The organism is Maritimibacter sp. 55A14 (genome assembly GCF_003122205.1).
Lineage (GTDB): Bacteria > Pseudomonadota > Alphaproteobacteria > Rhodobacterales > Rhodobacteraceae > QEYE01.
This window is the reverse complement of the sequence record NZ_QEYE01000011.1, coordinates 94,067-117,625: the sequence shown is the minus strand read 5'-3', so window position 1 is coordinate 117,625 and position 23,559 is coordinate 94,067. Positions and strand designations below refer to the sequence as shown.

The window sequence follows — 23,559 nt, the reverse complement described above, 5'->3', positions numbered from 1 at the left end:
ATTTTCCTTCCCCATGCGCGCGCCTATGCTTGCGGTATGAAAGCCCGGTTCCACCTGCTCGCCGGCCTCGCGCTGGCCGTGTCCGCCCTGCCGTCCGCCGCCCCAGCGGTCGATGGCGCGCTGCATCCGCAGGACGCAGTGCAGGCCAGCATGCTGCCCGGCTGGCGACGCGATGACGGCACACATATCACGGCGCTGCGGCTGACGCTGGCGCCGGGCTGGAAGACCTATTGGCGCGTGCCGGGCGAAGGCGGCATCCCGCCCAGCTTCTCCTGGGAGGGCTCGGAAAACCTCGCGCGCGTCACCGCCCGCTGGCCGCGCCCCTTTGCCTACCGGACGAACGGGCTGCAAAGCATCGGCTACACCGGCGAACTCTTGCTGCCGCTGGAAATGACCCCGCGCGACGACGATGTGCCCATCCATGTCGAGGCCCGCATCGAGCTGGGTGTGTGCGAGGATATCTGCATGCCGGTCACGCTGCGGCTCGACACCGATCTGGGCACCGCGGGGGTCGAGGATCCGCGGATCCGGCGCGCGCTCGCCGACCAGCCGGTATCTGCCACCGCCGCGGGCGTCAGCGGTGCCACCTGCCGGATCACGCCGATCAAGAACGGGCTCCGTATCACGGCACGCATTGGCGTGGCCCCGCTGGGCGGACCGAAGGAAACCGTCGTCTTCGAGTTGGCCGATCCGGATATCTGGGTGGGCGAGGCGGAGACGCATCGCGAAGGCGGCACGCTCGTCGCGGAGACCGAGTTCGTGAGCTATGCCGAAGGCGGCATCGTGCTGGACCGCTCGCGCCTGCGGCTGACCCTGCTGGGCGACCGGCAGGCGGTCGATATTCAGGGCTGCCCTGCCGAGTGATCCCGCCGGCGCCAAGCGCCCGCCGCCAGCGCCAGCCCATACGCCAGCAGACAAAGCGCCGCCAGTCCGGCCAGATAGACCATGAGCGCCCCGATGACCGGCGACGCCTGCCCCGCCAGTCCGGCCAGCGGGCCGGGCAGAGCGCCGGTGGTCAGAACCGCGCCCAGCGTTCCGGCGAAAAGCGCCAGTGCCCCCGCCCCGGCGCCTGCCACCAGCAGCCGCGGCGCACGCGGTACGCCCTGCGCGCGCAGCAGCCGGACCAGCGCGAGGCGCTGCCGTTTCAGGTCGAGTTGCACCGCAAGAAGCGACGGCACCACCAGCAGGACCAGCACCAGTCCGAAACCCAGCCCATAGCAGAGCGTGATCACCGTAGGTTTGAGAAACTGCGCCTGCTGCGAGGATTCGTAGAGCAGCGGCGCAAGCCCCAGCACGGTCGTCAGCGTGGTCAGCAGCACCGGCCGCAGCCGGTCCGCCGTCGCGTCGATGATCGCAGGGATCAGCCCGCGATTCCGGGCGTAATCGTCAACCGTCGTCACCAGCACGATCGAATCGTTGATGATAATGCCGGTCATGCCGATCAGCCCGACGACCGAGAACATGGAAAGCGGCACGTCCCAGACGTAATGCCCCCAGACCGCGCCCACGAGGCCGAAGGGGATGATCGCCATAATGACCGCGGGCCGCGTCCAGCTTGCGAATATCCAGGCCAGGACCAGGTAGATGCCGATCAGACACAGAATGAAACCGGTGCGCGCGTCGGCCAGGAACTCGCTTTCCTGTTCCGCCAGCCCCGACATCATCGTGGCCACGCCGAAATCGCGTTCGATTGCCGGCAGTACCGTGTCGCGCAGCGCCTCCTGCACTTCGGCCGCGCGCCTGGGATCGTCCTCGGAGATCGAGCCGTCCACGGTCACGACCCGCAGCCCCTTGTTGCGCCGGATGGTCGAGAAGCCCGATTGCGAGGTGACGGTCACGATATCGGCAAGCGGCACATAGGTGCCGCCGGGCGTGCGCATCATGCTGCGGGTCAGGAAATCGGCGGTCAGTTCGCCCTCGGGCATCTCAACCCTGATCTCGGCCGAACGCGGACCTTCGGGATAGGTCGCGGCCTCGATGCCGTTTAGCCGGTGGCGCAGGACGCGGCCCAGCCCGTCGATGGTGAAGCCCAGCGCCTGGCCCTGCGGGGTGAGGTCGAGGATCAGCTCCTCCTTGTCGTAGAGCAGATCATCCACAAGGCCGGAAACTTCCGGAAACCGCCCCATCATGGATTTCAGCGCAACCGCCGCCTGTTTCAGCGTCGCGCTGTCGGCGCCGTAGATCTGCACCTCAAGGTTGCTGCCGCCCGGCCCGCTGTGCCATCGCTGGAAACTCAGGGATTCCAGCAGCGGGTGGCGGGCGGTGCTGTCCTCCAGCGCGGCCACGAACTCGAAGGAGGAATAGGGCCGCAAATCGGCGTCGATCAATTCGATCGCCAGCCCGCCCAGCAGGTCCGCATCCTTCGTGTCCGCCCCGGCAAGCCCGCGCCCGGTATTGCCGCCGACCTGCGCCAGAGCATAGGCCACCGGGTTGCGGCCATGTTCTTCCTCGTTACGCCGCCCCAGGGCCTCGGTCGCCTCCTGCAGGGTGCGCATCATCTCCATCGTGTCGGCCCGCGTGGCGCCGTTGACCATCGCGAAATCCGCGCTGACCGAGCCGCGTTCCGGCGCGTTGAAGAAACGCCAGGGCACGTCCCCGCGGATCAGCAGAACCACCTGGCTGGCCAGCACCAGCACGACACCCGCCAGAATCGGGTAGCGCAGCCGTATCACGAGCGCGATCAACCGCCGGAAAACCACGCGCCGGAACCAGGAGAAGCCCCGGTTCACAACGCGCGAAGGCAAGTCGTACCAGTGTTCCTTCGCGCTGTGGGCCAGCGCGTGGCTCATGTGATTGGGCAGGATCAGGAAACACTCGATCAGCGAGGCCGTCAGCACCACGATCACCGTGAAGGGGATGTCGGCGATCAGATCGCCGAATCGTCCGCCGATCGACACCAGCGCGAAGAAGGCGATGACCGTGGTCAGGGTGGCCGAGAAGACCGGGGCGGCCATGCGCCGCGCCGCGTTCTCGGCCGCAACGACCGGCGCTTCGCCCAGCCGGCGGGCACGGAAATCGGCGTGCTCGCCCACCACGATGGCGTCGTCCACGACGATGCCCAGCGTGATTATGAGCGCGAAGAGCGAGACCATGTTCAGGGTCAGCCCGAAGGCATACATCATCGCCACGGTGGCCAGCATTGCCACCGGGATCCCGGCCGCCACCCAGAAGGCCGTGCGGGCGTTAAGGAACATGAAGAGCAGCCCGACCACCAGCGCGAGGCCCAGTAACCCGTTGTCGAGCAGGATTTTCAGCCTATCCGATATCGCCTCGGCGCGGGTGCGTATCAGGTCGATGCGCACGCCCTCGGGCAGCGTGGCCTGCATCCCGGCCGCGACCTCCTCCACGGTTCGCTGGATCGCGATAGCATCGCCCTGCGCCGAGCGGTCCACCCGCAGCGACACCGCGGGCATGCCGCCGACGAAATAGGCTTTGTCGCGATCCGGCCCGTCGACGCGGACCCGCGCGATGTCGCCCACGCGCAGTTCCGACATGTCGGGGTTGGACCGGATGACGATATCCGCGATCTCATCGGCCGAGCGTTTCGCGATGCCGGTGCGCACCCGCGCGGTGCCGCCGCCCACGTCGCCGGCCGGGTCGACCTCAGCCTCGGCGCCGACGACCTGTGCGATCTCCAACAGGCTCACGCCATGTTCCACCAGCGCGGCCTCGGGCACCTCGATCACCGTCTCGGGCGCCGCGACCCCGCTGATGCCGGTGCGTGTGACGCCCGCCGCGTAGAGCCGCGTCACCAACTCGTCGGCGAAACGGCCGAGTTGTTCGACCGGCACCGGCCCGGTGATGATCACGTCCGTAACCCGGTCGCGCCAGGCGCGGCGGCGGATGACGGGCTCCTCCGCCTCTTCGGGAAACTCGGTGATCGTGTCGATCGCCGCCTGAACCTCGTCGAGGGCGCGCGACATGTCCCATCCGGGCTCGAATTCCATGTCGAGGTTCGCGCGCCCCTCCCTGGATGTGGAATCGGTGTCGATCACGCCCTCCACGCCCAGCAGTACGGGCTCGATCAGCGCCACGATGCCGGCATCCACGTCCTCGGCGCCTGCGCCCTCCCAGACCACCGAGACGATGATCGATTCGAGCACCACATCGGGAAAGAACTGCGCCCGCATCCGCGGCGCGGCGGCCACGCCCAGCGCGATCAGCAGCACAAGAAGAAGATTGGCCGCAGTGCGGTGGCGGGCGAAATAGGACAGCAGCCCGGAAGCGGCCTGCAGCGGGCGCGAGACGGCCATCTCAGCCGCCCATCCGGGCTTCGAGCCGCTCGACGACCGAGGCGGGCACCCGCGCGGCGTTCAGTTGCGCGATGAGCCGCGCGCGCGCGGCCTCCGGCAGCCGGTCGGAGGCTTCGACGAAGGCGATCAGCCGCGCGCGGCGTTCGGGGCTCAGCACGATCATGGGCGAAGCGGCGGCCTCCTGCGGGCGGCCGGGGCGGATCGCCTCCACCCGGATGCCTTCGCCGATGAGCGGGGTGCGTTCTGCCACCACCTCGGCGCCGTCGAGCCCCGGCGCGCGCAGGATCACGCTGTTGCCCTCCTTGCGCAGCAGCGAAACCGCACGGGATTCCAGCCGGTTATCCGCACCCAGCACCAGAACGCGGCTCTCGGAATCTACCGCAGTCGCGGGCAGGCGGACGACATCGGTCAGAACCAGCTCGTCGATCTCGACGGTGACGAAATCGCCCGGCCGCAGGCCGCGCGCGCTCTCGCGGTCGAGGACCGCATAGAGCCGCCGCCCGGTCAGCCCGGCACCCACCGCCGCGCTCTCGCGCGAGACATGGCCGCGCGCGGTGATGTCCACGCCGCTGATGTCGAGCTTGGCGCGTACCGGCACCGCCGAAAGCCGCCCGTCCTCACCCAGGAGCCGCGCATATTGCAGGGTCGAGACGCGGAAGGCCACTTCCAGCGCCAGCGGGTCGATCAGCTCGGCCACACGCTCGTTGTCGGACAGAAGCCCGCCCTCGACCACGCTCACCGCGTCCAGAACGCCGTCGAATTCGGCGCGCAGCTCGGTGTCGGCCAGCCCGCGCTCGGCTTCGGCCAGTGCGATACGCGCGCGCGCCAGGCCCGTGCGGGCGCGGGATTCGCGGGTTTCGGCGTCTGCCAGCGCCTGCCGCTTCGCCAGCACCGCCTGTTCTGCAGCCGAGACAGTCAGGTCCGCGGCTTCGACTGCGGCCTCGGTGCCCACGCCCCGGTCGCGCAAGTCGCGCTGGCGTGCGAGGGCACGTTCCTGCAACGCGGCCTGCCGCCGCGCGGCCTCCAACTCGTCGCGTGCCAGAACCAGCGCCGCCCCCGCGTCGTCAAGCTCGGCCTCGGCCTCCGAAAGCTTGGTCCCGGCCACATCGACCGCCGATTGTGCGTCCGCCGGGTCGATCCGTAGCAGAATCTGACCCGCCGTCACCGCGCCTCCATCGACCATCTCGGGCGCGATTTCCACGACGGTACCGCTGGCAGAGGCGCGCAATTCCAGCCTCCGGCGCGAGCGGATCTCGCCGAAAGCCGACAGGACCGGCTGGATGTCGCTGCTTTCCACCACGATCACGTTGACGGCGAAGACGCGCTCGCGCGCCTCACCGCCCGCCGGCTTGTCCGCCAGGCTGTCGCGCAGCGCGGTCGTGACCATTTGCCCGGCCACGGCCAGGAGGCCCAGCGTCGCGCCAAGCAGAAACAGGCCGACAAGACTGCGCCTTATGAAACGCATGGAATGATACACTCCGGGCCAAGGCGCGCGGATGCGTGCCACATCGACAAGGATAACACCGCCGGGCAACGGGTCCAGCATGCAGCAATCAAACGAGCGGCCAGCCGGTTTCCGTCGAAGTTTCCAGAAGAATGCGTCTGATCTGCGGCACAAGCGGGAAATCCAGGCATTGCGCCCGCGTCAGGAAGGCGAATCCCGCGCCTTCGCCCAAGACGATCTCGGCGGGCTCAATTGGCCGGGTGGCGGCGAAGACATGCAGCAGACCGTCCCCGCGCGACACCGCCGCGCAGCAGGCCAGCGGGCGGAAAGCATCGGCCGGCAGGGTAACGCCCGTCTCCTCGGCGAACTCGCGGCGGGCGGCGGCAACGAGTCCCTCACCCGATTCCACCGCGCCGCCGAAGAAGCTCCAGCAGCCGGCGCCGGGCACATCGGGCCGGTCATCACGCAATTGCAACAACGCGCGGCCCGCCGCATCCCCGGCCAGAACCAGCGCGGCGCGCCACCGAACCGTTTCGGGCTGCAGGCCGATCGGGCGGAAGCCTTCGATCATTTCCGGCGCAAATGCTCGTCGAGCCGCGGCATGATCTCGACGAAATTGCAGGGCATGTGGCGATAGTCGAACTGACGTTCCAGGATCTCGTCCCAAGCGTCCTTGCAGGCGCCCGGACTGCCCGGCAGCGCGAAGAGATAGGTGCCCTGCGCTACGCCCCCGCAAGCGCGCGACTGCACCGCCGAGGTGCCGATCTTGGCCATCGAGACATGGGTGAAGACGGTGCCGAAGGCCTCGATCTCCTTCTCATAGACGTCGCGATGGGCCTCCACCGTCACATCGCGCCCGGTCAGCCCGGTGCCGCCGGTCGTCAGGATCGCGTCGATGCCGTCATCGGCGCACCAGGCGCGAAGCTGCGCGGCGATCTCGGCGCGTTCGTCGCGCAGGATGGCACGGGCGGCCAGAACATGCCCGGCGCGGGTGATCCGCTCCTCCAGCAGGTCGCCGGAGCGGTCCGTGGCCCGGTCGCGACTGTCCGAAACGGTCAGCACCGCGATGCGGACCGGGATGAAGGGGCGGCTTTCGCCGATGCGGGACATGCGCGGTCAGCTCCTCTCGCTCAGGGCCAGGCGCAGGGCGAGCGCGCCAAAAATGCCGGCGCTGATCCGGCCGAGCCAGCGGCCCGCCCCCGGCGATCCCGCCAGCAGCCGCCCGGCGCCGCCGGCAAAGGCGCCCACGCCAGCATTGATGAAGAACCCGCCCAGCGCGATGATGCCCCCGAAAATCAGGAATTGCGCCAGTACAGCGCCGCGGGCCGGGTCGATGAATTGCGGGATGAAGGCCAGCACGAAGAGGATCACCTTCGGGTTGGACAGGTTCACCGCCAGCCCGTCGCGGAAGGCGTGCGCCGGGCGTGGGCGCGGTGCGGCGTCGCCCTCTGGCGCGGACCCGTGGCGCAACGCGCCCCAGGCCAGCCAGAGCAGATAGCACACCCCCGCCCAGCGGATCGCGTCGAAAGCCACCGGGTGCGCCGCGACCACCGCGCCCAGGCCCAGCCCCGCAAGTGCGGCATGGATCATAGAACCCGCCGAAATGCCGGCGCTGGCCAGCGCCGCCGGGCGTGCCCCGCCGCGCAGCCCCTGGCCCAGGCAGAACATCATGTCCGCCCCCGGCGTGAAGTTGAGCGCCAACGCCGCCGGCACGAAGGCCAGCAGGGTCACGCCATCGACCGGCAGGCTCATTCCGCGCCCTCTGCCAGCCGCGCCCGGATCTCCAGCAGATCGGCCCAAGCTTCGCGCTTGGCAGCCGGGTTGCGCAACAGGTAGGCGGGATGGAACATCGGCATCGCGGGGTGCCCGGCGGCCTCTGTCCAGGTGCCGCGCAGCCGGGTGATGCCTTTGCGCCCCAGCATTCCCTGGCAGGCGGTGTTGCCCATCAGCACAATCACCTCGGGCGCGGCGAGCGCGACGTGACGTTCCACGAAGGGCAGCATCATCGCGATCTCCACCGGCGCGGGCTCGCGGTTCTGCGGCGGCCGCCAGGGCATGATATTGGTGATATATAGCGCCTCTGCCCCCTCTCCGCCGCGCGACAGGCCGATAGCGGCGAACATCCGGTCCAGAAGCCGGCCCGCGCGACCGACGAAGGGCAGGCCCGCGATATCCTCGTCGCGGCCGGGGGCCTCGCCGATCACCATGACCCGCGCATGCGGGTTGCCGTCGGCGAAGACCGTGTTGCGCGCGCCGCGCTTGAGATCGCAGAGATCGAAGGCCGCAACCGCCGCCCGCAGCGCCTCCAGATCGGTCGCCCCCGCCGCCATGCGGCGCGCCGTCTCCACCGGGTCGGGGCCATCCTGCGCAGCGGATGCGGGCGCCGCCGCCAGGGCCGCAGCTTTCGGTTTCGGCGCCTCGCCGGGTACGTCATAGCGGTTGACGGGCGTCTCGCCGATCGCCTCGGTCGCGCCCATCTCCACCTGCCATTCCAGCAGGGCCTTCATGTCGTGAAAATCCAAGCCCGACTCCATGCCGGTAAGCTAGGCGCGCCTGCGGCGAAGGTAAATGCCCCTCGACAGGGCCGCCGCGCCCTGCGGGGGCACGCGCGCAGCATCCGGCAGGCGGCGGGCTGAACCCTTGTCCGGACGCGCCTGCCCCCCTATAAGGCGGGCGACATCGGGAGAGGCACCATGAGTTTCAGCGCACCCCACCTGCTCGGGATCGAGCCGCTCAGCCAGGCCGATATCCTCTCCGTTCTCGATCTCGCGGAAACCTATGTGGACCTGAACCGGGGCGCGGCCAAACATGGCGACGCGCTGGCGGGCCTCACCCAGGTCAACATGTTCTTCGAGGCCTCGACCCGCACCCAGGCCAGTTTCGAACTGGCGGGCAAGCGGCTGGGCGCGGACGTGATGAACATGGCGATGCAGGCGTCGAGCATCAAGAAAGGCGAGACGCTGATCGACACGGCGATGACGCTGAACGCCATGCATCCCGACCTGCTGGTGGTCCGCCACCCGCAATCGGGCGCGGTCAACCTGCTGGCCGAAAAGGTCAACTGCGCGGTTCTGAACGCGGGCGACGGGCGCCACGAACACCCGACGCAGGCGCTCCTGGACGCGCTGACCATCCGGCGCGAGAAGGGCCGGCTGCACCGGCTCTCCATCGCGATTTGCGGCGATATCGCACACAGCCGGGTCGCGCGCTCCAACATCCTTCTGCTGGGAAAGATGGAGAACCGTGTCCGGCTCGTCGGCCCGCCCACGCTGATGCCTGCGCAGGTGGCCGAGTTCGGCGTCGAGGTCTTCGACGACATGCGCGCCGGGCTCGACGGCGTGGACGTGGTGATGATGCTGCGGCTCCAGCGCGAGAGGATGGATGGCGGTTTCATCCCGTCGGAGCGGGAATATTACCACCGCTACGGGCTGGATGCCGAGAAACTCTCCTATGCTGCACCCGACGCGATCGTAATGCATCCCGGCCCGATGAACCGCGGGGTGGAGATCGACGGCACGCTGGCCGACGACATCAACCGTTCTGTGATCCAGGAGCAGGTGGAGATGGGCGTCGCCGTGCGTATGGCGGCGATGGACCTGCTGGCGCGCGGCATGCGGGCGCGGCGCGCGGCATGAGCATGCCGCTCGATATCCCCGCGCATGAGGCGCATGTGGTGCGGGTCTTTGCCGTGGTGGAGAAACGGGGCGCGCCCCTGGAGGACGAAAAGGTGCTGGAGGCGCTGGGCGCCCAAGGCACGTTGCGCACCGAGGAGATCGAGCTGTTCGATCTGGAGGATTTGCAGGACATGCCGCTCTCAAACTATCTGGAAGAGGGGCACGGGGTTTCCGAGGCGGAGCTTGAGGGCATGCGCGGGCAGCTTGACGGGTTGACGGGGCGGGTGCTGATTCTGCCCTCACGCGCCTTCTCCGGTCAGGCGATGACCTTGCGCGTAGGCGACGCGCTGCGCCTTGTGGGGCGATTCGAGGAGGACATGGCACCTGTAAGTTTCGCCCCCCTTCCGGCAGGTGGTGCACATGGCTCGGTGTCGGGCACCGGCGTGCCGGGCGAGGCACCGCGCGGCATGCGACGGGCGGCGCTGGCGCTTGTGGCGCTCTTGATCGCTGTGGCGGTTCTGGTGCTCGTGCTCGTGGGAGGGTCATGAGCGAGGGGCTCATTCATTCGATGACACCCACCACGCCGCTGGCCGATGGCGAGCGGGTGCTGGAAAGCTTTCGCCCCGATCGGGCGACCTACTGGCGCGCTAATGCTTGGCTGGCCGCGGCGGCGATGGCCGTGGGGATGGCGATCCTGTGGGCGATGGGCAATCCGCATGTATGGACCGGAGCCGTGGGCGGCCTCGCGGCGATTGCGGTGCGGGCGTTCTACGTGGCCTCGGACGAGTTGCAGGCGCGGTGGGACCTGACCGATCGGCGGCTTTTGGGGCCGCAGACGCGGGCGGTGCAATTTGCGGAGATCGCAACGGTGCGGGGCCTTGGCAGTGCGGTTCAAGTTGTGACGCGCGCGGGTGACAAACACCTGATCAAGTATCAGGCGGAACGCGAGGCCGTTGAGGCGCGCATTCGCGCCGCCGCGGGATCGAGGCAAGAGTGAGCAATGCAAGAGCTGAAAACCCCTGAAATGTCATGCCGGATCGCGATGTTGTCGCCCCTGGCGATCATGGCGCTGACCGTGGCGATGGTCCGGGTGGCAGCATGAGTTGGGACCGATGGAACGGTACGCAAGAGATAGAGGATATTCTCTTGTCCGGGCGCGAGGCGACCACGCCGCCCGCGATCCGGTTTGCGAAGATTGAGCGGCGCCGCACCCCGCCGCGGCGCATCGGCTTCGAGCGGACCGCAGATGCCGACGAGGTTCTGGCGCTGATACACGACATCACGGGACGGGTTGCATGACGCCGCGCCGCTGCTTCGCCCCTCCCCCATCCGGCACGCGGCTTTCACTTGTGAAGCCGGTCGCATCCGGGCAACAGGGGGCAAGCCAACCCGGAGGCCGCACGCCATGACCCCGATCCTTCTGACCCACGCCCGCCTGATCGACCCCGAGGCCGGGACGGAGGAGACCGGCAGCCTGCTGATCGCCGGGGGCACGATCTCGGCACGGGGTTCGGTGACACCGCCGGAGGGGGCGCAGGTTATCGACTGCGCGGGCAAGTGCCTGGCCCCCGGCATCGTCGATATCGGGGTCAAGGTCTGCGAGCCGGGCGAGCGTCACAAGGAAAGCTTCCGCACCGCTGGCATGGCCGCCGCGGCGGGCGGCGTGACGACGATGGTCACCCGCCCCGACACCAACCCCACCATCGACAGCCCCGAGACGCTGGAATTCGTGCTGCGCCGCGGCAACGAGGCGACGCCGGTCCGTTTCCACCCGATGGCCGCGCTGACCAAGGGCCGCGCGGGCCGGGAGATGACCGAAATCGGCTTTCTCATGGATGCGGGCGCGGTGGCTTTCACCGATTGCGACCACGTGGTCGCCGAGCCGCGCGTACTGACCCGCGCCATGACCTATGCGCAGGGGCTGGGCGCGCTGGTCGTGGCCCATCCGCAGGAGCCCGGCCTGTCATGCGGCGCGGCGGCGACCTCGGGCAAGTTCGCCTCGCTCCGGGGGCTGCCCGCGGTCTCCGCGATGGCCGAACGCATGGGGCTGGAGCGCGATCTGGCGCTGGTCGAGATGACCGGGGTGCGCTACCACGCCGACCAGATCACCACCGCCCGCGCCCTGCCCGCGCTGGAACGGGCCAGGGCGGCGGGGCTCGACGTTACGGCAGGCATCTCGATCCACCACCTGACGCTCAACGAACTCGATGTCGGCGACTACCGCACCTTCTTCAAGGTCAAGCCGCCGCTGCGGTCTGAAGACGACCGGCTGGCGATGGTCGAGGCCGTGGCCTCCGGCACGATCGACATCATCTCGTCGATGCACACGCCGCAGGACGAGGAATCCAAACGCCTGCCTTTCGAGGAAGCCGCGAGCGGCGCCGTGGCGCTGGAGACGCTGCTGCCCGCGAGCCTGAGGCTCTACCACGCGGGCGCGCTGGGGCTGCCGCAGCTCTTCCGCGCGCTCTCGCTCAACCCCGCGCGCCGGCTGGGCCTGCCGGGCGGCCAGCTTGCGGTCGGCGCGCCCGCCGACCTGGTGCTCTTCGATCCCGATGCACCCTTCATCCTGGACCGGTTCAAGCTGAACTCGAAATCCAAGAACACGCCCTTCGATGGCGCCCGGATGCAGGGCCGCGTGCTGCGCAGTTTCGTGGGCGGCGTCGAGGTCTATGCGCGGGAAGGCTAGGCCATGCCGCAGATCGTGACCGATCCGCTGACGCTCGCGCTCGTGGCGCTGGCTGCCTATCTGCTGGGCGCGGTGCCCTTCGGCCTGGTCTTCGCACGGATCTTCGGGCTGGGCGACCTGCGCAGCATCGGATCGGGCAATATCGGAGCGACGAATGTGCTGCGTACCGGCAACAGGCTTGCCGCCTTCCTGACGCTGGTCCTGGATGCCGGCAAAGGCGCAATCGCGGTGCTGGCCGCGGCGGCGCTCTGGGGCGCGGATGCCGCGCAGCTTGCCGGGGTCAGCGCCTTTCTGGGCCATTGCTTCCCGGTCTGGCTGGGCTTCAAGGGCGGCAAGGGGGTGGCCACCTTCCTGGGCACGCTTCTGGCGCTCAGCCTGCCGGCCGGGCTGACCGCATGCGCCACCTGGGCCGTCACGGCGGCGCTGCTGCGTTTCTCGTCGCTGGCCGCGCTGGTCGCCGCGGCCTCGGCGCCGGTCTGGCTGTGGTGGCTGGGCCAGCCGCAGGCGGTGGTATTCGGACTGGCATTGGCGGCGCTGGTCTGGGTCCGCCATCACGCCAATATCTCCCGCTTGCTGGCCGGCACCGAACCCCGGATCGGCCGCGACAGATAGAGACCCGCTACCGGCGGCAAATCGCGCAACCATGAATGATCGCGTCAGTTTGACTTTCCCTGTGCCGCGAGACGCGACTACCCTAATACTTTCCACGATACGGAAACACACGCTCAGGTTTTCGCAAAACAGCCGCGGGAGGGACGCGCTGTCTCCAAGATTTCGCCCCTTTCGCGGCTATGGTCCAACCCGGGGACGGGACGAAAAAGGAGAAGAGTTGAGTCATGAGTAAACCAGTAACCGAAGATATCTTTGCATTCCGGGGCCGCCGCAACCGCAAGAGCTATCTTCTATTCGCCTTGTTGCTGATCCCGGTCCTTCTCGTCCCGGCCGTCTTCATCGCAATGGCCGAGGCCGCGCAGAGCGCGTTTCTCGTCTTCGTGGGGGCCTTGTTCTTCTTGCCCGTCATCGTGTCGTCCTGGGCAGTGGGATCGCAGCGCTGCCGCGATTTCGGCTGGACGGGCTGGGCCATCCTCATCAGCGTGGTGCCCATTGTCGGAATGATCTTCGCGCTGGCGCTCTTCGTCGTTCCCGGTACGAAGGGCGCCAACCGCTATGGGCCCGACCCGCTTGGGGGCGACGACTTGCGGGTGCCCGATCTCGACAGCGCGCGCCAGATGCACCGCAGCAGCATTCCGCCGTCGGGAGGCTCCCGGTCTTAACCCGGCGTTCAGCTTTGCGCAGGAGCCTCGGAACTTGGAGGATTTTGGCGGGGAAGGACGCGAAGGCATGTACACGACCTGGCTTGGCAGATTGCTGCGGCTCGACGGGCGCCGCGAACGACAGAGTTTCGTGCTCCTGAGCCTGGCGTTTCTGCTCATTGTCCTGCCGCTTGCGGCGGCGACGGACGATGCCGCCGGTTTCCTGGCGGTGGCGCTGCCCGGCAGCGTCCTGATGGTTCTTGCGCTGGCGCAGCGTTGCCGCGATCTGGGCTTGCCCGGTCATGCCAGCCTTCTGGTTCTGCTGCCGGGCGTCGGCATCGGCGTCTGGACGGCGCTGGCCGTAGCGCCCGGCACGCCGGGCCCCAACTGCCACGGACCAGATCCGCGCCTGCGCCATCTCAGGCGCGACCTGCTGATCGAACACGGCTGAATTCGACGGCGCGGCGGGCCGGCCGCAACTCGCGTCAGTAGCTGTATTCGTTGTAGATGCGCGTGATATCGCCCCCCCAGTCGCCGTGATAATGCTCCAGCAATTCGTCGGCGGGCACGCGGCCCGACTCGATGCTTTCCTTGAGCGCGTTCAGGAAATGGGTCTCGTCGGGGATCAGCCCGCCGGCGCCGGGCCGTGCCCGCGCAGCCAGACCGGCCTCCGCGATGCCGACCACCTCACGCGCCAGCGCGTGCATCTTTACCCCGCCCGCCTCGGCCTGGAGCCCGTCGACCGACGCTGCCACGCGCAGCGCCTCGCGCGTTTCCGCGTCCCAGCCCTTCACCAGATCCCAGGCCGCATCCAGCGCACCCTGGTCATACATCAACCCGACCCAGAGAGCGGGCAGCGCGCAGAGCCGCCGCCACGGCCCGCCATCGGCGCCGCGCATCTCGATGAACTTCTTCAGCCGCGCCTCGGGGAAGATCGTCGTCAGGTGGTCGGCCCAGTCCGACAGGGTCGGCGTCTCGCCCGGCAGCGCGGGCAGTTTGCCGGCCATGAAATCCCGGAAAGACTGGCCCAGCGCGTCGATATAAACCCCGTCGCGATAGACGAAATACATCGGCACATCGAGCGCGTATTCGACCCAGGCCTCGAACCCGAACCCGTCCTCGAAGACGAAGGGCAGCATCCCGGTGCGGTCCGCGTCGAGATCGCGCCAGACGCGCGAGCGCCAGCTCTTGTGGCCGTTGAGCTTGCCCTCGAAGAAGGGCGAGTTGGCAAAAAGCGCGGTCGCCACGGACTGGAGCGCGAGCGCAACGCGCAGCTTCTGCACCATGTCCGCCTCGGAGCCGAAATCGAGATTCACCTGCACCGTGCAGGTGCGGTACATCATTTGCGTGCCATGTGTGCCGACCCGGCCCATATAGTCGGTCATCAGCCGGTAGCGCCCCTTGGGCATCATCGGCATCTGGTCATGGGTCCATTCCGGCGCTGCCCCCAGCCCGATGAAGCCTGCACCGATATCCTCGGCCACCGAGCGGACCTCGCGCAGATGCTCGTTCACCTCGTCGCAGGTCTCGTGGATCGTCTCCAGCGGCGCGCCGCTCAGCTCAAGCTGCCCGCCGGGTTCCAGCGAGACATTGGCGCCGTCCTTCTCCAGCCCGATGATGTTGCCCGCCTCCTCGATCGCGGACCAGCCGAAACGGTCGCGCAGGCCCTCCAGCATCGCCCGGATCGAGCGCGGGCCGTCATAGGGCAGCGGCTTGCGGGTGTCGCGGCAATAGCCGAATTTCTCGTGCTCGGTGCCGATGCGCCAGTCGGATTTCGGCTTGCAGCCGTCCGCCAGATATTCCGCAAGCTGCGCCTTGTTCTCGATCGGACCGCCACCGGACTGTGGAATGGACATGGGAATGGGGCTCCGATCTGCTGCTTTTTTCAGGCTCACACAGGTGACGTGGCGGGCCGGGCAAGTCAAGGCTTCGGCAGGACCGTCTGCGACCATATGACGAGACGTGATGGGAGCGGGCAGTCCACCGCGCGGGCCAGCCGCGCCGGATCGAGGCCCGGCAGAGCCGCGAAGGCATCGAAGAGCGCATCGGCCCCCAATGCCTTGACCGGGATCACCAGCGGTGGCCCCTCACTATGCGCGAGAACCCAGAGGCGGCCCTCCGGCGCGGGCTCCAGCGCGATTTCCACCAGCGATTGGAGCGAGACCGCCCCGCCGTGATGCGGCCCCAGATAGGCCAGCCGTCCTTCGGTCACGCGCACGATCCCCGGCCCGTCGCCCGCCACCCGGAAACGCACGCGTTGCAGCGCCACATATCCCGCGGCCGCACCACCGGCGAGCAGCAGCGCGCCCAGCGCCGGCGTCATCCAGCCGGTGCCGCGCCAGATCAGCCAGACGCCCGAGAGCGCCACCGCCGCGCCCGCCATCGGCTCGCCCCAGTGCCGGAACCGGGCGCGAAGTTCTGGCCGAACCAGGCTCACCGCCAGTCCCCCAGCCGGTCCTGCCAGAGCGTGAGCGCCGCCACCGCGGCGGTGTCGGCGCGCAGGATGCGCGGCCCCAGCCCGACCGCCACCGCGAAGGGAAGCGCGGCGAGACGCGCGCGTTCCTTGGCGCTGAAGCCGCCCTCCGGCCCGATCAGTACCGCCCAGGGGCCAGGCCGCGCGTCCGCCAGCGCGGCGCCGGAACCCGCGCGCCCCTCGTCGCAGAACATCAGTTGCCGATCCGGCGGCCAGTCCGCGAGAACCCGGTCGAGCTTTTCAAGCCCCGCCACTTCCGGCACGAAGGTTGCGCCGCACTGTTCCGCCGCCTCCACGGCATGGGCCCGGAGCCGGTCCTCCCGCACGCGCTCGGAATTGGTGAAAGCGGTCTGCACCGGCAGGATGTGCGCCACGCCCATCTCGGCGGCCTTCTCGACGATAAAATCGGTGCGCGCCTTCTTGACCGGCGCGAAGAGCAGCCACAGGTCGGGCGGGTCGCGCTGCGGCGCGCTCTGCGCGAGGCAGTCGAGCCGCCCGCCGCGCTTGCCCGTCTCGGCGACACGCGCGCGCCATTCGCCGTCGTGGCCATTGAAAACCGCCACCTCCGCGCACTCAGCCAGCCGCATCACGTTGAAGAGGTAATGCGCCTGCGCCCGGTTCACAGGAACCGATTGCAGAGCCGCCAGCGGGTGCTCTACATAGAGCCTGACCTTGGGACGCGTATCCGACATGGGGCCGACCTTATGACCGACCCGAACCAAAGGCCAGAGCCCGCCGGGACCGGCCGCGTGGCCGACGCGACCGACCGCAACTGGGTGGACGATCTGGCGCCCGCCGCCTGGCGGCCCTATCTGCGGCTGTCGCGCGCCGACCGGCCGATCGGGGCCTGGCTGTTGCTGCTGCCTTGCTGGTGGGGGCTGCTGCTGGCCGCCAATGCCGACCCCGCCGGGCCGCGCTGGGAGGACGCCTGGATCTTCGCCGGCTGCTTCCTGGGTGCATTCCTGATGCGCGCCGCGGGCTGCACCTGGAACGACATCACCGACCGCGACATCGACGGATCGGTGGCACGCACCCGCTCGCGCCCGATCCCGTCGGGGCAGGTCACCGTGAAGGGCGCGCTGGTCTGGCTGGTCGCGCAGGCACTGGTGGCCTTCGCCATCCTGCTGACCTTCGACCGCGCGGCGATCATGCTGGGGATCGTGTCGCTCCTGCCGGTGGCGGTCTACCCCTTCGCCAAACGCTTCACCTGGTGGCCGCAGGTCTTCCTCGGCATCGCCTTCAACTGGGGCGCGTTGCTGGCCTGGGCGGCGCATAGCGGCGGGCTCGGCTGGCCGCCGGTGATCCTTTACCTGGCCGGGATGTGCTGGACGCTCTTTTATGACACAATCTATGCCCATCAGGACCGTGAGGACGACGCGCTGATCGGGGTGAAGTCCACGGCGCGCCTTTTCGGCGAGAGCACGACCGGCTGGCTGCGCGGCTTCATGCTGGGCTCGGTCACGCTCATGACCGCGGCTATCCTTCTGGCGCTGGTTCCCGCGGGCGCCGATCCGCTGAAACTCGCGCTGGCGCTGATCGGCGCATGGGCGTTCGGCTGGCACATGATGTGGCAGCTTCGGCAACTCGATATCGACGACGGTGCGGTCTGCCTGCGGCTCTTCCGCGCCAATCGCGACGCCGGGCTGATCCCTGTGCTGTTTCTCGCCACCGCGCTGATCGTATGATTGCACCTTGCCGGGCGACTGGATAGAGCTAGGCCCACCCACCCATTCGAGGCGCCGCCGCGCAAATGAAGAAAACCTTCCTGATCGGTTTCGTCCCCTTTGTCCTCGCCGCGCTCGTCAGCATCGGCATCGGCATCTATGCGGTGAACAGGATCGAGACTCAGTCGATGCGGGACGTGTCGCTGGCGCTGCGCACCGCCGGGCATGAATGGGCCAGGGTCAGCGCCGACGGGCTGTGGCTGACCGTCACCGGCACCGCGCCCGACGAGGCCCGCCGCTTCGCAGCGCTGAGTGTCGCGGGCGAGACCGTCGATGCGGACCGGGTAATCGACCGCACCGACGTGACACCGGCCGAAGGGCTGGAACCGCCGCGCTATTCCATCGAAATCCTTCGCAATGGGCCGGGTATCTCGCTCATCGGGCTGGTGCCGGGCGAAGAGAATCGCCAAGGGATCCTGACCGCGCTGAAGGGGTTGAACGGCGCGGTCGAGGTTACCGACATGCTCGACAGCGCCGATCACGGCGCGCCCGAAGGCTGGGACACCGCCGTGGGTTTTGCCATGACCGCGCTTGACATGCTGCCCAGCGCCAAGGTCTCGGTCAGCCCGAAACGCGTGGCGGTGGCAGCGATTTCCGGCAGCCCCGAGGACCAGCGCCGCCTGATGACGGCGCTGAGCGACGCGGCGCCCGACGGGCTCGACGTATCGCTCGACATCGCCGCGCCCCGGCCGGTCATCACACCCTTCACCCTGCGCTTCGTGATGGGTGGGGATGGCGTGCGCTTCGACAGTTGCTCGGCAGACAGCGCCGCGGCGCGCGACGCGATCATTGCCGCGGCGCGCAACGCCGGGCTTCAGGGCCGCGCAAGCTGCGTGATCGGGCTGGGCGTACCGTCGCCGCGCTGGGGCGACGCCGCCGTGCGGGCAATCGCCGCGCTAGCCGAACTTGGCGGCGGGTCGCTGACCTTCTCGGACGCCGATATCAGCCTGGTCGCGCCCGAAGGCACCCCGCGGGACCGGTTCGACGATGTCGCCCACGCGCTGGAAAGCGCGCTGCCCGAGGTCTTCTCGCTCCATGCGGTGCTGCCCGAACCGCCGGAGAAGCGGGAGACCGGGGCCAATGGCGGTACCGACGAATTCATCGCCACCCGCAGCCCTGAAGGGCTGGTGCAGTTGCGCGGGCGCCTGAACGACGCGGCGTTCCGGGATGCGGTCAACAGCTTCGCCAAGGCGCGCTTTGGCGCCCAGCAGATCCACGACACGACCCGGATCGACCCGAAACTGCCGGATGGCTGGCCGATGCGCGTCCTGGCCGGGCTGGAGGCGCTGGCGCAACTGCGCAGCGGCAGCCTGACGGTGCGCCCCGGCCATGTCGGGCTGAGGGGCGTCTCCACCAGCCCCGACACCAGCGCGCGCATCACGCAGCTCTTTTCCGAACGGCTGGGCGACTCGAAACGCTACGACATCGCCGTGCGCTACGAGGAACGGCTCGACCCGCTGGCGAACCTGCCGACCGCGGACGAATGCGTGGCCGATATCGACGCCGCCCTGCGCGCGCGCCAGATCACCTTCGACCCCGGCAAGAGCACGATCGACCGCGACGCGCTGGCCGTGGTGGACCGGATCGCGGAGACCCTGAAAGCCTGCGCCGATGTGGAGATGCGGCTGGAGATCGGCGGCCATACCGACAGCCAGGGCCGCGAAACCATGAACCTCGCCCTCAGCCAGGCGCGGGCCGAGGCAGTTCTCGACGCGCTGCTGGAACGCGGCGTGTTGACCCGGAACATGACCGCGCAGGGTTATGGCGAGGCCCTGCCGATCGCCGATAACGGCACCGAGGCGGGGCGCGAGGCCAACCGCCGGATCGAGTTCAAGCAGGTGGTGCTGGTCGAACCCGGCGGCGCGCAGGACAGCGAAGAGAACGCGCCAGACCAGGCCGATGCCACCGAAGAGACAGGAGAGACGGGCGATGGACAGGACTGAATTCGTGATCGTGACCGCCGTCATCCTTTTCATCGCCTTCGCGCTGGGGTGGTTCGCAAGCTGGGTGTTCCACCGATTCACGCGGGTCACGGGCGCGGATATGGCGGAACTGGACCGCATGGCCTCTGACCTGCACCAGGCCGAGGAAACGCGAGACGAGGCGATCACCTATCTGCAACAGCGCGAGGCGGAACTGACCGGCCAGCTTGGCCAGACCGAGGCAGAACTGGGCGCGGCGATGGAAGGACTGCGCGAGGCCCGGCAGGAGACCGAGGAACTGCGCGCCTATATCGAACGCATCAACGCCGGCTGACGCGGCGGCCGCGGTCTACCACCGGCCCAGTGCGGCCTCGTCCTCGTCGCGTGCGGCGACCCACTCGGCCCCGTCCCGGCCGATCTCCTTCTTCCAGAAGGGTGCGCGGGATTTCAGGTAATCCATCAGAAACTCGGCGGCTTGGAACGCGTCCGCGCGATGGCGCGCGGCGGTGGCCACCATCATGATCGTCTCCCCCGGCGCGAGCGCGCCATAGCGGTGGATCACCAGGCTGCGGCCGAGCGACCAGCGGTCCACGGCCTCGGCCTCGATCCCGGCGATCGCCTTTTCGGTCATGCCCGGATAATGCTCGATCATCATTTCCCTGAGCGGCGCACCGGCACGGTTGCGCACGATGCCGGTGAAGCTGACCACCGCGCCCGCGCCGTCGCAGGCGGCGGTGAACCGGTTCAGCTCGCCCCCCGCGTCGAAGCCTTCGGCCTGCACCCGGACGACCATCTCAGCCCCCGGTCATCGGCGGGAAGAACGCCACCTCGCGCACGCCCGAAAGGTCGGCGTCGAAATCGGCAAGCTCCTGATCCACCGCCACGCGCAGCGCCGAGAGGTCGGCGAAAGCCGCATCGTAGCGATCCTCACGTGCGCGCAATTCCTCGACAAGGTCGCGCACGGTTGCAGCCGTGGTCTCGACCTTTTCCTTCGGGTGCCCGATGCGCTCGCGCACCCAGGCGAAATAGAGCACATCCATAGCTCAATCCTTAAAGTAAGGCACCGATTTCCTGAAGTAATCAATGCCAGTGATCAGCGTCAGCGCCGCCGCAAGCCACAGCAGCCACAGCCCCGCATGCCCGCTCCACACCATGCCGGTCAGCTTCCAGCGCAGGCCATGCAGATCCTCCTCCTGCCCGGTCAGGATGGCATCGACCATTGGCTGATCCATACCTGCGGTGCTGGACCAGAGATAGTGCTCGAACACGCCCTGTGCAAACAGCACCGCAATCGCCACCATCTGCGCGGTGGTCTTCCACTTGGCCAGTTTCGTGACCTTCAGCGTCCCGGCGGTATCGCCCAGAAACTCGCGCAGCCCGCTGACAAACACCTCGCGAAACAGGATCACGGTGGCGGGCAGCACCAACCAGGGCGACATGCTGGAGTAGCCCACGATCACCATCAGCGCGATCACGACCATCGCCTTGTCGGCGATCGGGTCCAGCATCCGGCCGAATTTGCTCTCCTGTTTCCAGGCCCGCGCCAGGTAGCCGTCGAGGAAATCGGTCAGCGAGGCGCCGAGAAAGAGCGCCAGCGCGAACCAATCCGCCCAGGGGCGGTGGAAATAAAGGAACATGACGGCCACCCCCGGCGCGGCCAGCAGCCGCAGGACGGTCAGCGTATTGGGAAACGTCCAGGTCATGCCATTCTCTCTACCCGCCGATTCTGGCCAAGGGAAGGCCGCGATTCGGCGCCGGTATCACAGCCTCGTCAAATCCATTTCGCCAGCGGCGGCAGGCTCATCAGGACAGCGTTCGCATCGTGGCCCGTCTCCAGCCCGAATTTGGTGCCGCGATCGTAGACGAGATTGTACTCGGCATAGAGCCCGCGATGGACGAGTTGCACATCCCGGTCGGCTTCGGTCCAGGGCGTGTTGCGGCGGCGCTCGGTCACCGGCAGGAAAGCGGGAAGGAAGGCCCGGCCCGCATCCTGGGTGAAAGCGAAATCCGCCTCCCAATCGCCGGTGTTGAGATCGTCGAAGAAGATCCCGCCGACGCCGCGGGCGCGGCCGCGATGCGGGATGTAGAAATACTCGTCCGCCCAGGCCTTGAAGCGCGGATAGAGATCGGCGCCATGCGGGTCGCAATGGGCCTTGAGCACGGCGTGGAAATCTGCGGTGTCCTCGGGATATTCGATGCAGGGATTCAGGTCCGACCCGCCGCCGAACCACCACGCGCCGGGCGTCCAGAACATGCGCGTGTTCATGTGGACGGCCGGGGCATGCGGGTTCTGCATATGCGCCACCAGGCTGATCCCCGAGGCCCAGAAGCGCGGATCGCTTTCAATGCCCGGTACGCCGCGCGCCGCCATCGCCTGCTGCGCGCGCGCGCCCAGCGTGCCATAGACGGTGGAGACATTGACGCCGACCTTCTCGAAGACGCGCCCGCCGCGCATCACGCTCATCAATCCGCCGCCCGCATCGCCGCCGCCCTCGGCCTTGCGGCGCGTCTCGCTGACCTCGAACCGGCCCGGCGGCAGATCGGCGTGCGGCCCTTCCGTCTGGCTGTCCTCCAGCACCTCGAAGGCCGCGACGATCTCGTCGCGCAGCGCGCGAAACCACACGCTGGCGCGGGTCTTGCCGGCCTCGGCGGTGTCCTTGTCCATGGGGATCTCCATTGTCACGCGACCCGATCTAGCAAACCCGGCGGCTGCAAGCCACAGCGAAGACGCCATCCTCGGACGACAGGCCGCTCTGGTCTTCGCTGGGCCGAAGCCCTATCTTTTGCGCCGGTTTCTTTCGTTATCCATGCCAGCCCGGAGGCCCCGATGATCCGCCTTGCCCTGCTCCTGCCGCTCCTGGCGCTGACGGCCTGCGCCAGCCCGCTGCAACGCTGCATCGCGTCGGAGACCGAGGAGGTGCGCACGCTGGAGCGGCTCATCGCCGAGACGCAGGCCAATCTCGACCGCGGTTATGCGCAGCGGCAGGAGGTCGTCGACGGCCCGCGCGTCACGTTCTGCGGCGGCTACGGGCACGGGCATCGCAGCTTCTACGGGCTGAACTACTGCCACGATCCCTATCCGCGCACCCGCACCGTGCCGGAAGCCATCGACCGCGAGAGCGAGCAACGCAAGCTCCGCGATCTCACGGAGCGGCTGCGCGCCGTGACCCCGCGCGCCCAGGTCGCCGCGCAGCAATGCCGCGCGAAATACGGCGACGGCTGATCAGAACGCCTTGCGCGCCTTGAGCGCCGCCGTGATGGTGCCGTCGTCGAGATAGTCCAGCTCGCCACCGATGGGCACGCCCTGCGCCAGCGAGGTGACGCTGACGCCGCGGCCTTCGAGTTGATCGGCGATGTAATGCGCCGTGGTCTGGCCATCGACCGTGGCACCCAGCGCCAGCACGATCTCCTCGACCTTCTCCTCCTCCAGCCGGTCGAGCAGCCGGGGGATGCGCAACTCCTCCGGCCCCACCGCATCGAGCGCCGAAAGCGTGCCGCCCAGCACATGATAGCGTCCACCATAGACCCCGCCACGTTCCATCGCCCAGAGGTCGGCGACATCCTCGACCACGCAGATCTGCCCGTTGGCGCGGTTCTCGGCGCGGCAGATATCGCAAATCTCCGCCGTGCCGATATTGCCGCAATTGGCGCATTCGCGCGCGGTCTCGGCAACGGTGGCCATCGCCTCGGCCAGCGGGGCCATGACCTGGCCGCGCTTCTTGATCATCTGAAGGACCGCGCGCCGGGCCGAACGTGGCCCCAACCCCGGCAGCCGGGCCATCAGGTCGATCAGTTCCTCGATGTCGCGGGTTCCTTGGCTCATGCGTCTGCCGGCCGGCCGCTCAGAAGGGCAGCTTCATGCCTTCGGGCAGATTCAGCCCGTCGGTGACCCTGGCCATCTCCTCCTGGCTGCGGGCCGACGCCTTGGCCTGGGCGTCCTTGACGGCGGCCAGGATCAGGTCCTCGACCACCTCCTTGTCCTCGGCATTGAAGATCGACGGGTCTATATCGAGCGACCGGAGCTCGCCCTTGGCGCTGGCGACGGCCTTGACGAGGCCGGTGCCCGCCTCCCCCGTCACTTCGATCCGGTCGAGACTTTCCTGTACCTCGGCCATCTTCTGCTGCATCTCCTGCGCCTGTTTCATCAGCTTGCCCATGTCGCCAAGCTGGCCCAGTCCCTTGAACATCTC

At 68.4% G+C, this 23,559-nt stretch carries 28 protein-coding genes; 13 read left to right on the top strand and 15 right to left on the bottom strand.

From position 1 onward, the window contains the following. Positions 1-36 precede the first annotated feature (36 nt). Positions 37-864 carry a protein-disulfide reductase DsbD domain-containing protein gene (locus DDZ14_RS11315; protein WP_109425084.1) on the top strand — a complete coding sequence of 276 codons (828 nt, stop codon included), beginning with the start codon at positions 37-39 and terminating at the stop codon, positions 862-864. On the opposite strand, the gene DDZ14_RS11310 is transcribed toward DDZ14_RS11315, so the two are convergent. From DDZ14_RS11310 to DDZ14_RS11285, 6 genes are all read right to left on the bottom strand, one after another. Further along, positions 843-4,253, bottom strand: coding sequence for an efflux RND transporter permease subunit (locus DDZ14_RS11310; protein WP_109425083.1), 3,411 nt, complete (start codon positions 4,251-4,253; stop codon positions 843-845). The two genes, DDZ14_RS11315 and DDZ14_RS11310, sit on opposite strands and share 22 nt — an antisense overlap. Position 4,254: 1 nt before the next feature. Next, positions 4,255-5,718: an efflux RND transporter periplasmic adaptor subunit gene (locus DDZ14_RS11305; protein WP_109425082.1), complete on the bottom strand. Its 1,464-nt coding sequence runs from the start codon at positions 5,716-5,718 to the stop codon at positions 4,255-4,257. An 88-nt stretch (positions 5,719-5,806) separates the two neighbouring features. Further along, positions 5,807-6,268 carry an NUDIX domain-containing protein gene (locus DDZ14_RS11300; protein ID WP_109425081.1) on the bottom strand — a complete coding sequence of 154 codons (462 nt, stop codon included), beginning with the start codon at positions 6,266-6,268 and terminating at the stop codon, positions 5,807-5,809. Then, positions 6,265-6,807, bottom strand: a complete 543-nt coding sequence (moaB, locus tag DDZ14_RS11295; RefSeq protein ID WP_109425080.1) for a molybdenum cofactor biosynthesis protein B — start codon at positions 6,805-6,807, stop codon at positions 6,265-6,267. Before moaB ends, DDZ14_RS11300 begins: the two co-directional genes overlap by 4 nt. Positions 6,808-6,813: 6 nt before the next feature. Further along, complete coding sequence (locus DDZ14_RS11290; RefSeq protein WP_109425079.1) at positions 6,814-7,449, bottom strand: LysE family translocator; 636 nt, start codon at positions 7,447-7,449, stop codon at positions 6,814-6,816. Then, positions 7,446-8,231, bottom strand: a complete 786-nt coding sequence (locus DDZ14_RS11285; protein ID WP_109425078.1) for a uracil-DNA glycosylase family protein — start codon at positions 8,229-8,231, stop codon at positions 7,446-7,448. The genes DDZ14_RS11290 and DDZ14_RS11285 overlap by 4 nt, the downstream gene beginning before the upstream one ends. Positions 8,232-8,390: 159 nt before the next feature. On the opposite strand from DDZ14_RS11285, the gene DDZ14_RS11280 reads away from it, so the two are divergent. From DDZ14_RS11280 to DDZ14_RS11250, 8 genes are all read left to right on the top strand, one after another. After that, complete coding sequence (locus DDZ14_RS11280) at positions 8,391-9,332, top strand: aspartate carbamoyltransferase catalytic subunit (RefSeq protein ID WP_109425077.1); 942 nt, start codon at positions 8,391-8,393, stop codon at positions 9,330-9,332. Continuing rightward, the gene (locus tag DDZ14_RS11275) at positions 9,329-9,859 is read left to right on the top strand and encodes a hypothetical protein (RefSeq protein ID WP_109425076.1); all 531 of its coding nucleotides are present in this window, start codon (positions 9,329-9,331) and stop codon (positions 9,857-9,859) included. The genes DDZ14_RS11280 and DDZ14_RS11275 overlap by 4 nt, the downstream gene beginning before the upstream one ends. After that, positions 9,856-10,308: a hypothetical protein gene (locus DDZ14_RS11270; protein ID WP_109425075.1), complete on the top strand. Its 453-nt coding sequence runs from the start codon at positions 9,856-9,858 to the stop codon at positions 10,306-10,308. Before DDZ14_RS11275 ends, DDZ14_RS11270 begins: the two co-directional genes overlap by 4 nt. Positions 10,309-10,409: 101 nt before the next feature. Further along, complete coding sequence (locus DDZ14_RS19380) at positions 10,410-10,610, top strand: hypothetical protein (protein WP_146193128.1); 201 nt, start codon at positions 10,410-10,412, stop codon at positions 10,608-10,610. A 106-nt stretch (positions 10,611-10,716) separates the two neighbouring features. Then, positions 10,717-11,997 (top strand): dihydroorotase, encoded by a 1,281-nt coding sequence (pyrC, locus tag DDZ14_RS11265; protein ID WP_109425074.1) that lies wholly within the window; start codon positions 10,717-10,719, stop codon positions 11,995-11,997. A gap of 3 nt (positions 11,998-12,000) precedes the next feature. Then, positions 12,001-12,609 (top strand): glycerol-3-phosphate 1-O-acyltransferase PlsY, encoded by a 609-nt coding sequence (plsY, locus tag DDZ14_RS11260; protein ID WP_109425073.1) that lies wholly within the window; start codon positions 12,001-12,003, stop codon positions 12,607-12,609. Between the two features lie 224 nt (positions 12,610-12,833). After that, positions 12,834-13,271 carry a DUF805 domain-containing protein gene (locus DDZ14_RS11255; RefSeq protein WP_109425072.1) on the top strand — a complete coding sequence of 146 codons (438 nt, stop codon included), beginning with the start codon at positions 12,834-12,836 and terminating at the stop codon, positions 13,269-13,271. A gap of 67 nt (positions 13,272-13,338) precedes the next feature. Further along, positions 13,339-13,701: a DUF805 domain-containing protein gene (locus DDZ14_RS11250; RefSeq protein ID WP_158275513.1), complete on the top strand. Its 363-nt coding sequence runs from the start codon at positions 13,339-13,341 to the stop codon at positions 13,699-13,701. A 34-nt stretch (positions 13,702-13,735) separates the two neighbouring features. On the opposite strand, the gene DDZ14_RS11245 is transcribed toward DDZ14_RS11250, so the two are convergent. The 3 genes from DDZ14_RS11245 to DDZ14_RS11235 form a co-directional block, all read right to left on the bottom strand. Next, a complete protein-coding gene (locus tag DDZ14_RS11245) occupies positions 13,736-15,106 on the bottom strand; it encodes a glutamate--cysteine ligase (RefSeq protein ID WP_109425070.1) in 1,371 nt (456 codons plus the stop codon). Positions 15,107-15,171: 65 nt separating this feature from the next. Next, entirely contained in the window at positions 15,172-15,687 is a 516-nt protein-coding gene (locus DDZ14_RS11240; protein WP_146193127.1) for a hypothetical protein, read from the bottom strand. Then, positions 15,684-16,415 carry a 16S rRNA (uracil(1498)-N(3))-methyltransferase gene (locus DDZ14_RS11235; RefSeq protein WP_109425068.1) on the bottom strand — a complete coding sequence of 244 codons (732 nt, stop codon included), beginning with the start codon at positions 16,413-16,415 and terminating at the stop codon, positions 15,684-15,686. Before DDZ14_RS11235 ends, DDZ14_RS11240 begins: the two co-directional genes overlap by 4 nt. A gap of 12 nt (positions 16,416-16,427) precedes the next feature. On the opposite strand from DDZ14_RS11235, the gene ubiA reads away from it, so the two are divergent. From ubiA to DDZ14_RS11220, 3 genes are all read left to right on the top strand, one after another. Then, on the top strand, positions 16,428-17,408 hold the full coding sequence (ubiA, locus tag DDZ14_RS11230) for a 4-hydroxybenzoate octaprenyltransferase (protein ID WP_109425067.1): 981 nt from the start codon (positions 16,428-16,430) through the stop codon (positions 17,406-17,408). A 65-nt stretch (positions 17,409-17,473) separates the two neighbouring features. Continuing rightward, positions 17,474-19,390 carry an OmpA family protein gene (locus DDZ14_RS11225; protein WP_109425066.1) on the top strand — a complete coding sequence of 639 codons (1,917 nt, stop codon included), beginning with the start codon at positions 17,474-17,476 and terminating at the stop codon, positions 19,388-19,390. Then, on the top strand, positions 19,377-19,703 hold the full coding sequence (locus DDZ14_RS11220) for a hypothetical protein (protein ID WP_109425065.1): 327 nt from the start codon (positions 19,377-19,379) through the stop codon (positions 19,701-19,703). Before DDZ14_RS11225 ends, DDZ14_RS11220 begins: the two co-directional genes overlap by 14 nt. 15 nt (positions 19,704-19,718) lie before the next feature. Here the strand turns inward: DDZ14_RS11220 and DDZ14_RS11215 are convergent, their stop codons facing one another. The 4 genes from DDZ14_RS11215 to hemF form a co-directional block, all read right to left on the bottom strand. Then, a complete protein-coding gene (locus DDZ14_RS11215; protein ID WP_109425064.1) occupies positions 19,719-20,162 on the bottom strand; it encodes a molybdenum cofactor biosynthesis protein MoaE in 444 nt (147 codons plus the stop codon). Between the two features lies 1 nt (position 20,163). Next, positions 20,164-20,409 (bottom strand): molybdopterin converting factor subunit 1, encoded by a 246-nt coding sequence (gene moaD / locus DDZ14_RS11210; RefSeq protein WP_109425063.1) that lies wholly within the window; start codon positions 20,407-20,409, stop codon positions 20,164-20,166. 3 nt (positions 20,410-20,412) lie between these two features. Further along, positions 20,413-21,072, bottom strand: coding sequence for a CDP-diacylglycerol--glycerol-3-phosphate 3-phosphatidyltransferase (gene pgsA / locus DDZ14_RS11205; protein WP_109425062.1), 660 nt, complete (start codon positions 21,070-21,072; stop codon positions 20,413-20,415). Positions 21,073-21,140: 68 nt separating this feature from the next. Continuing rightward, the gene (hemF, locus tag DDZ14_RS11200; protein ID WP_109425132.1) at positions 21,141-22,034 is read right to left on the bottom strand and encodes an oxygen-dependent coproporphyrinogen oxidase; all 894 of its coding nucleotides are present in this window, start codon (positions 22,032-22,034) and stop codon (positions 21,141-21,143) included. Between the two features lie 162 nt (positions 22,035-22,196). Here hemF and DDZ14_RS11195 point away from each other — a divergent pair, with 162 nt between their 5' ends. Further along, complete coding sequence (locus DDZ14_RS11195; RefSeq protein WP_109425061.1) at positions 22,197-22,592, top strand: hypothetical protein; 396 nt, start codon at positions 22,197-22,199, stop codon at positions 22,590-22,592. On the opposite strand, the gene recR is transcribed toward DDZ14_RS11195, so the two are convergent. Then, entirely contained in the window at positions 22,593-23,192 is a 600-nt protein-coding gene (gene recR / locus DDZ14_RS11190) for a recombination mediator RecR (RefSeq protein WP_109425060.1), read from the bottom strand. Between the two features lie 19 nt (positions 23,193-23,211). Next, entirely contained in the window at positions 23,212-23,556 is a 345-nt protein-coding gene (locus DDZ14_RS11185; protein ID WP_109425131.1) for a YbaB/EbfC family nucleoid-associated protein, read from the bottom strand. Between the last annotated feature and the right edge of the window lie 3 nt (positions 23,557-23,559).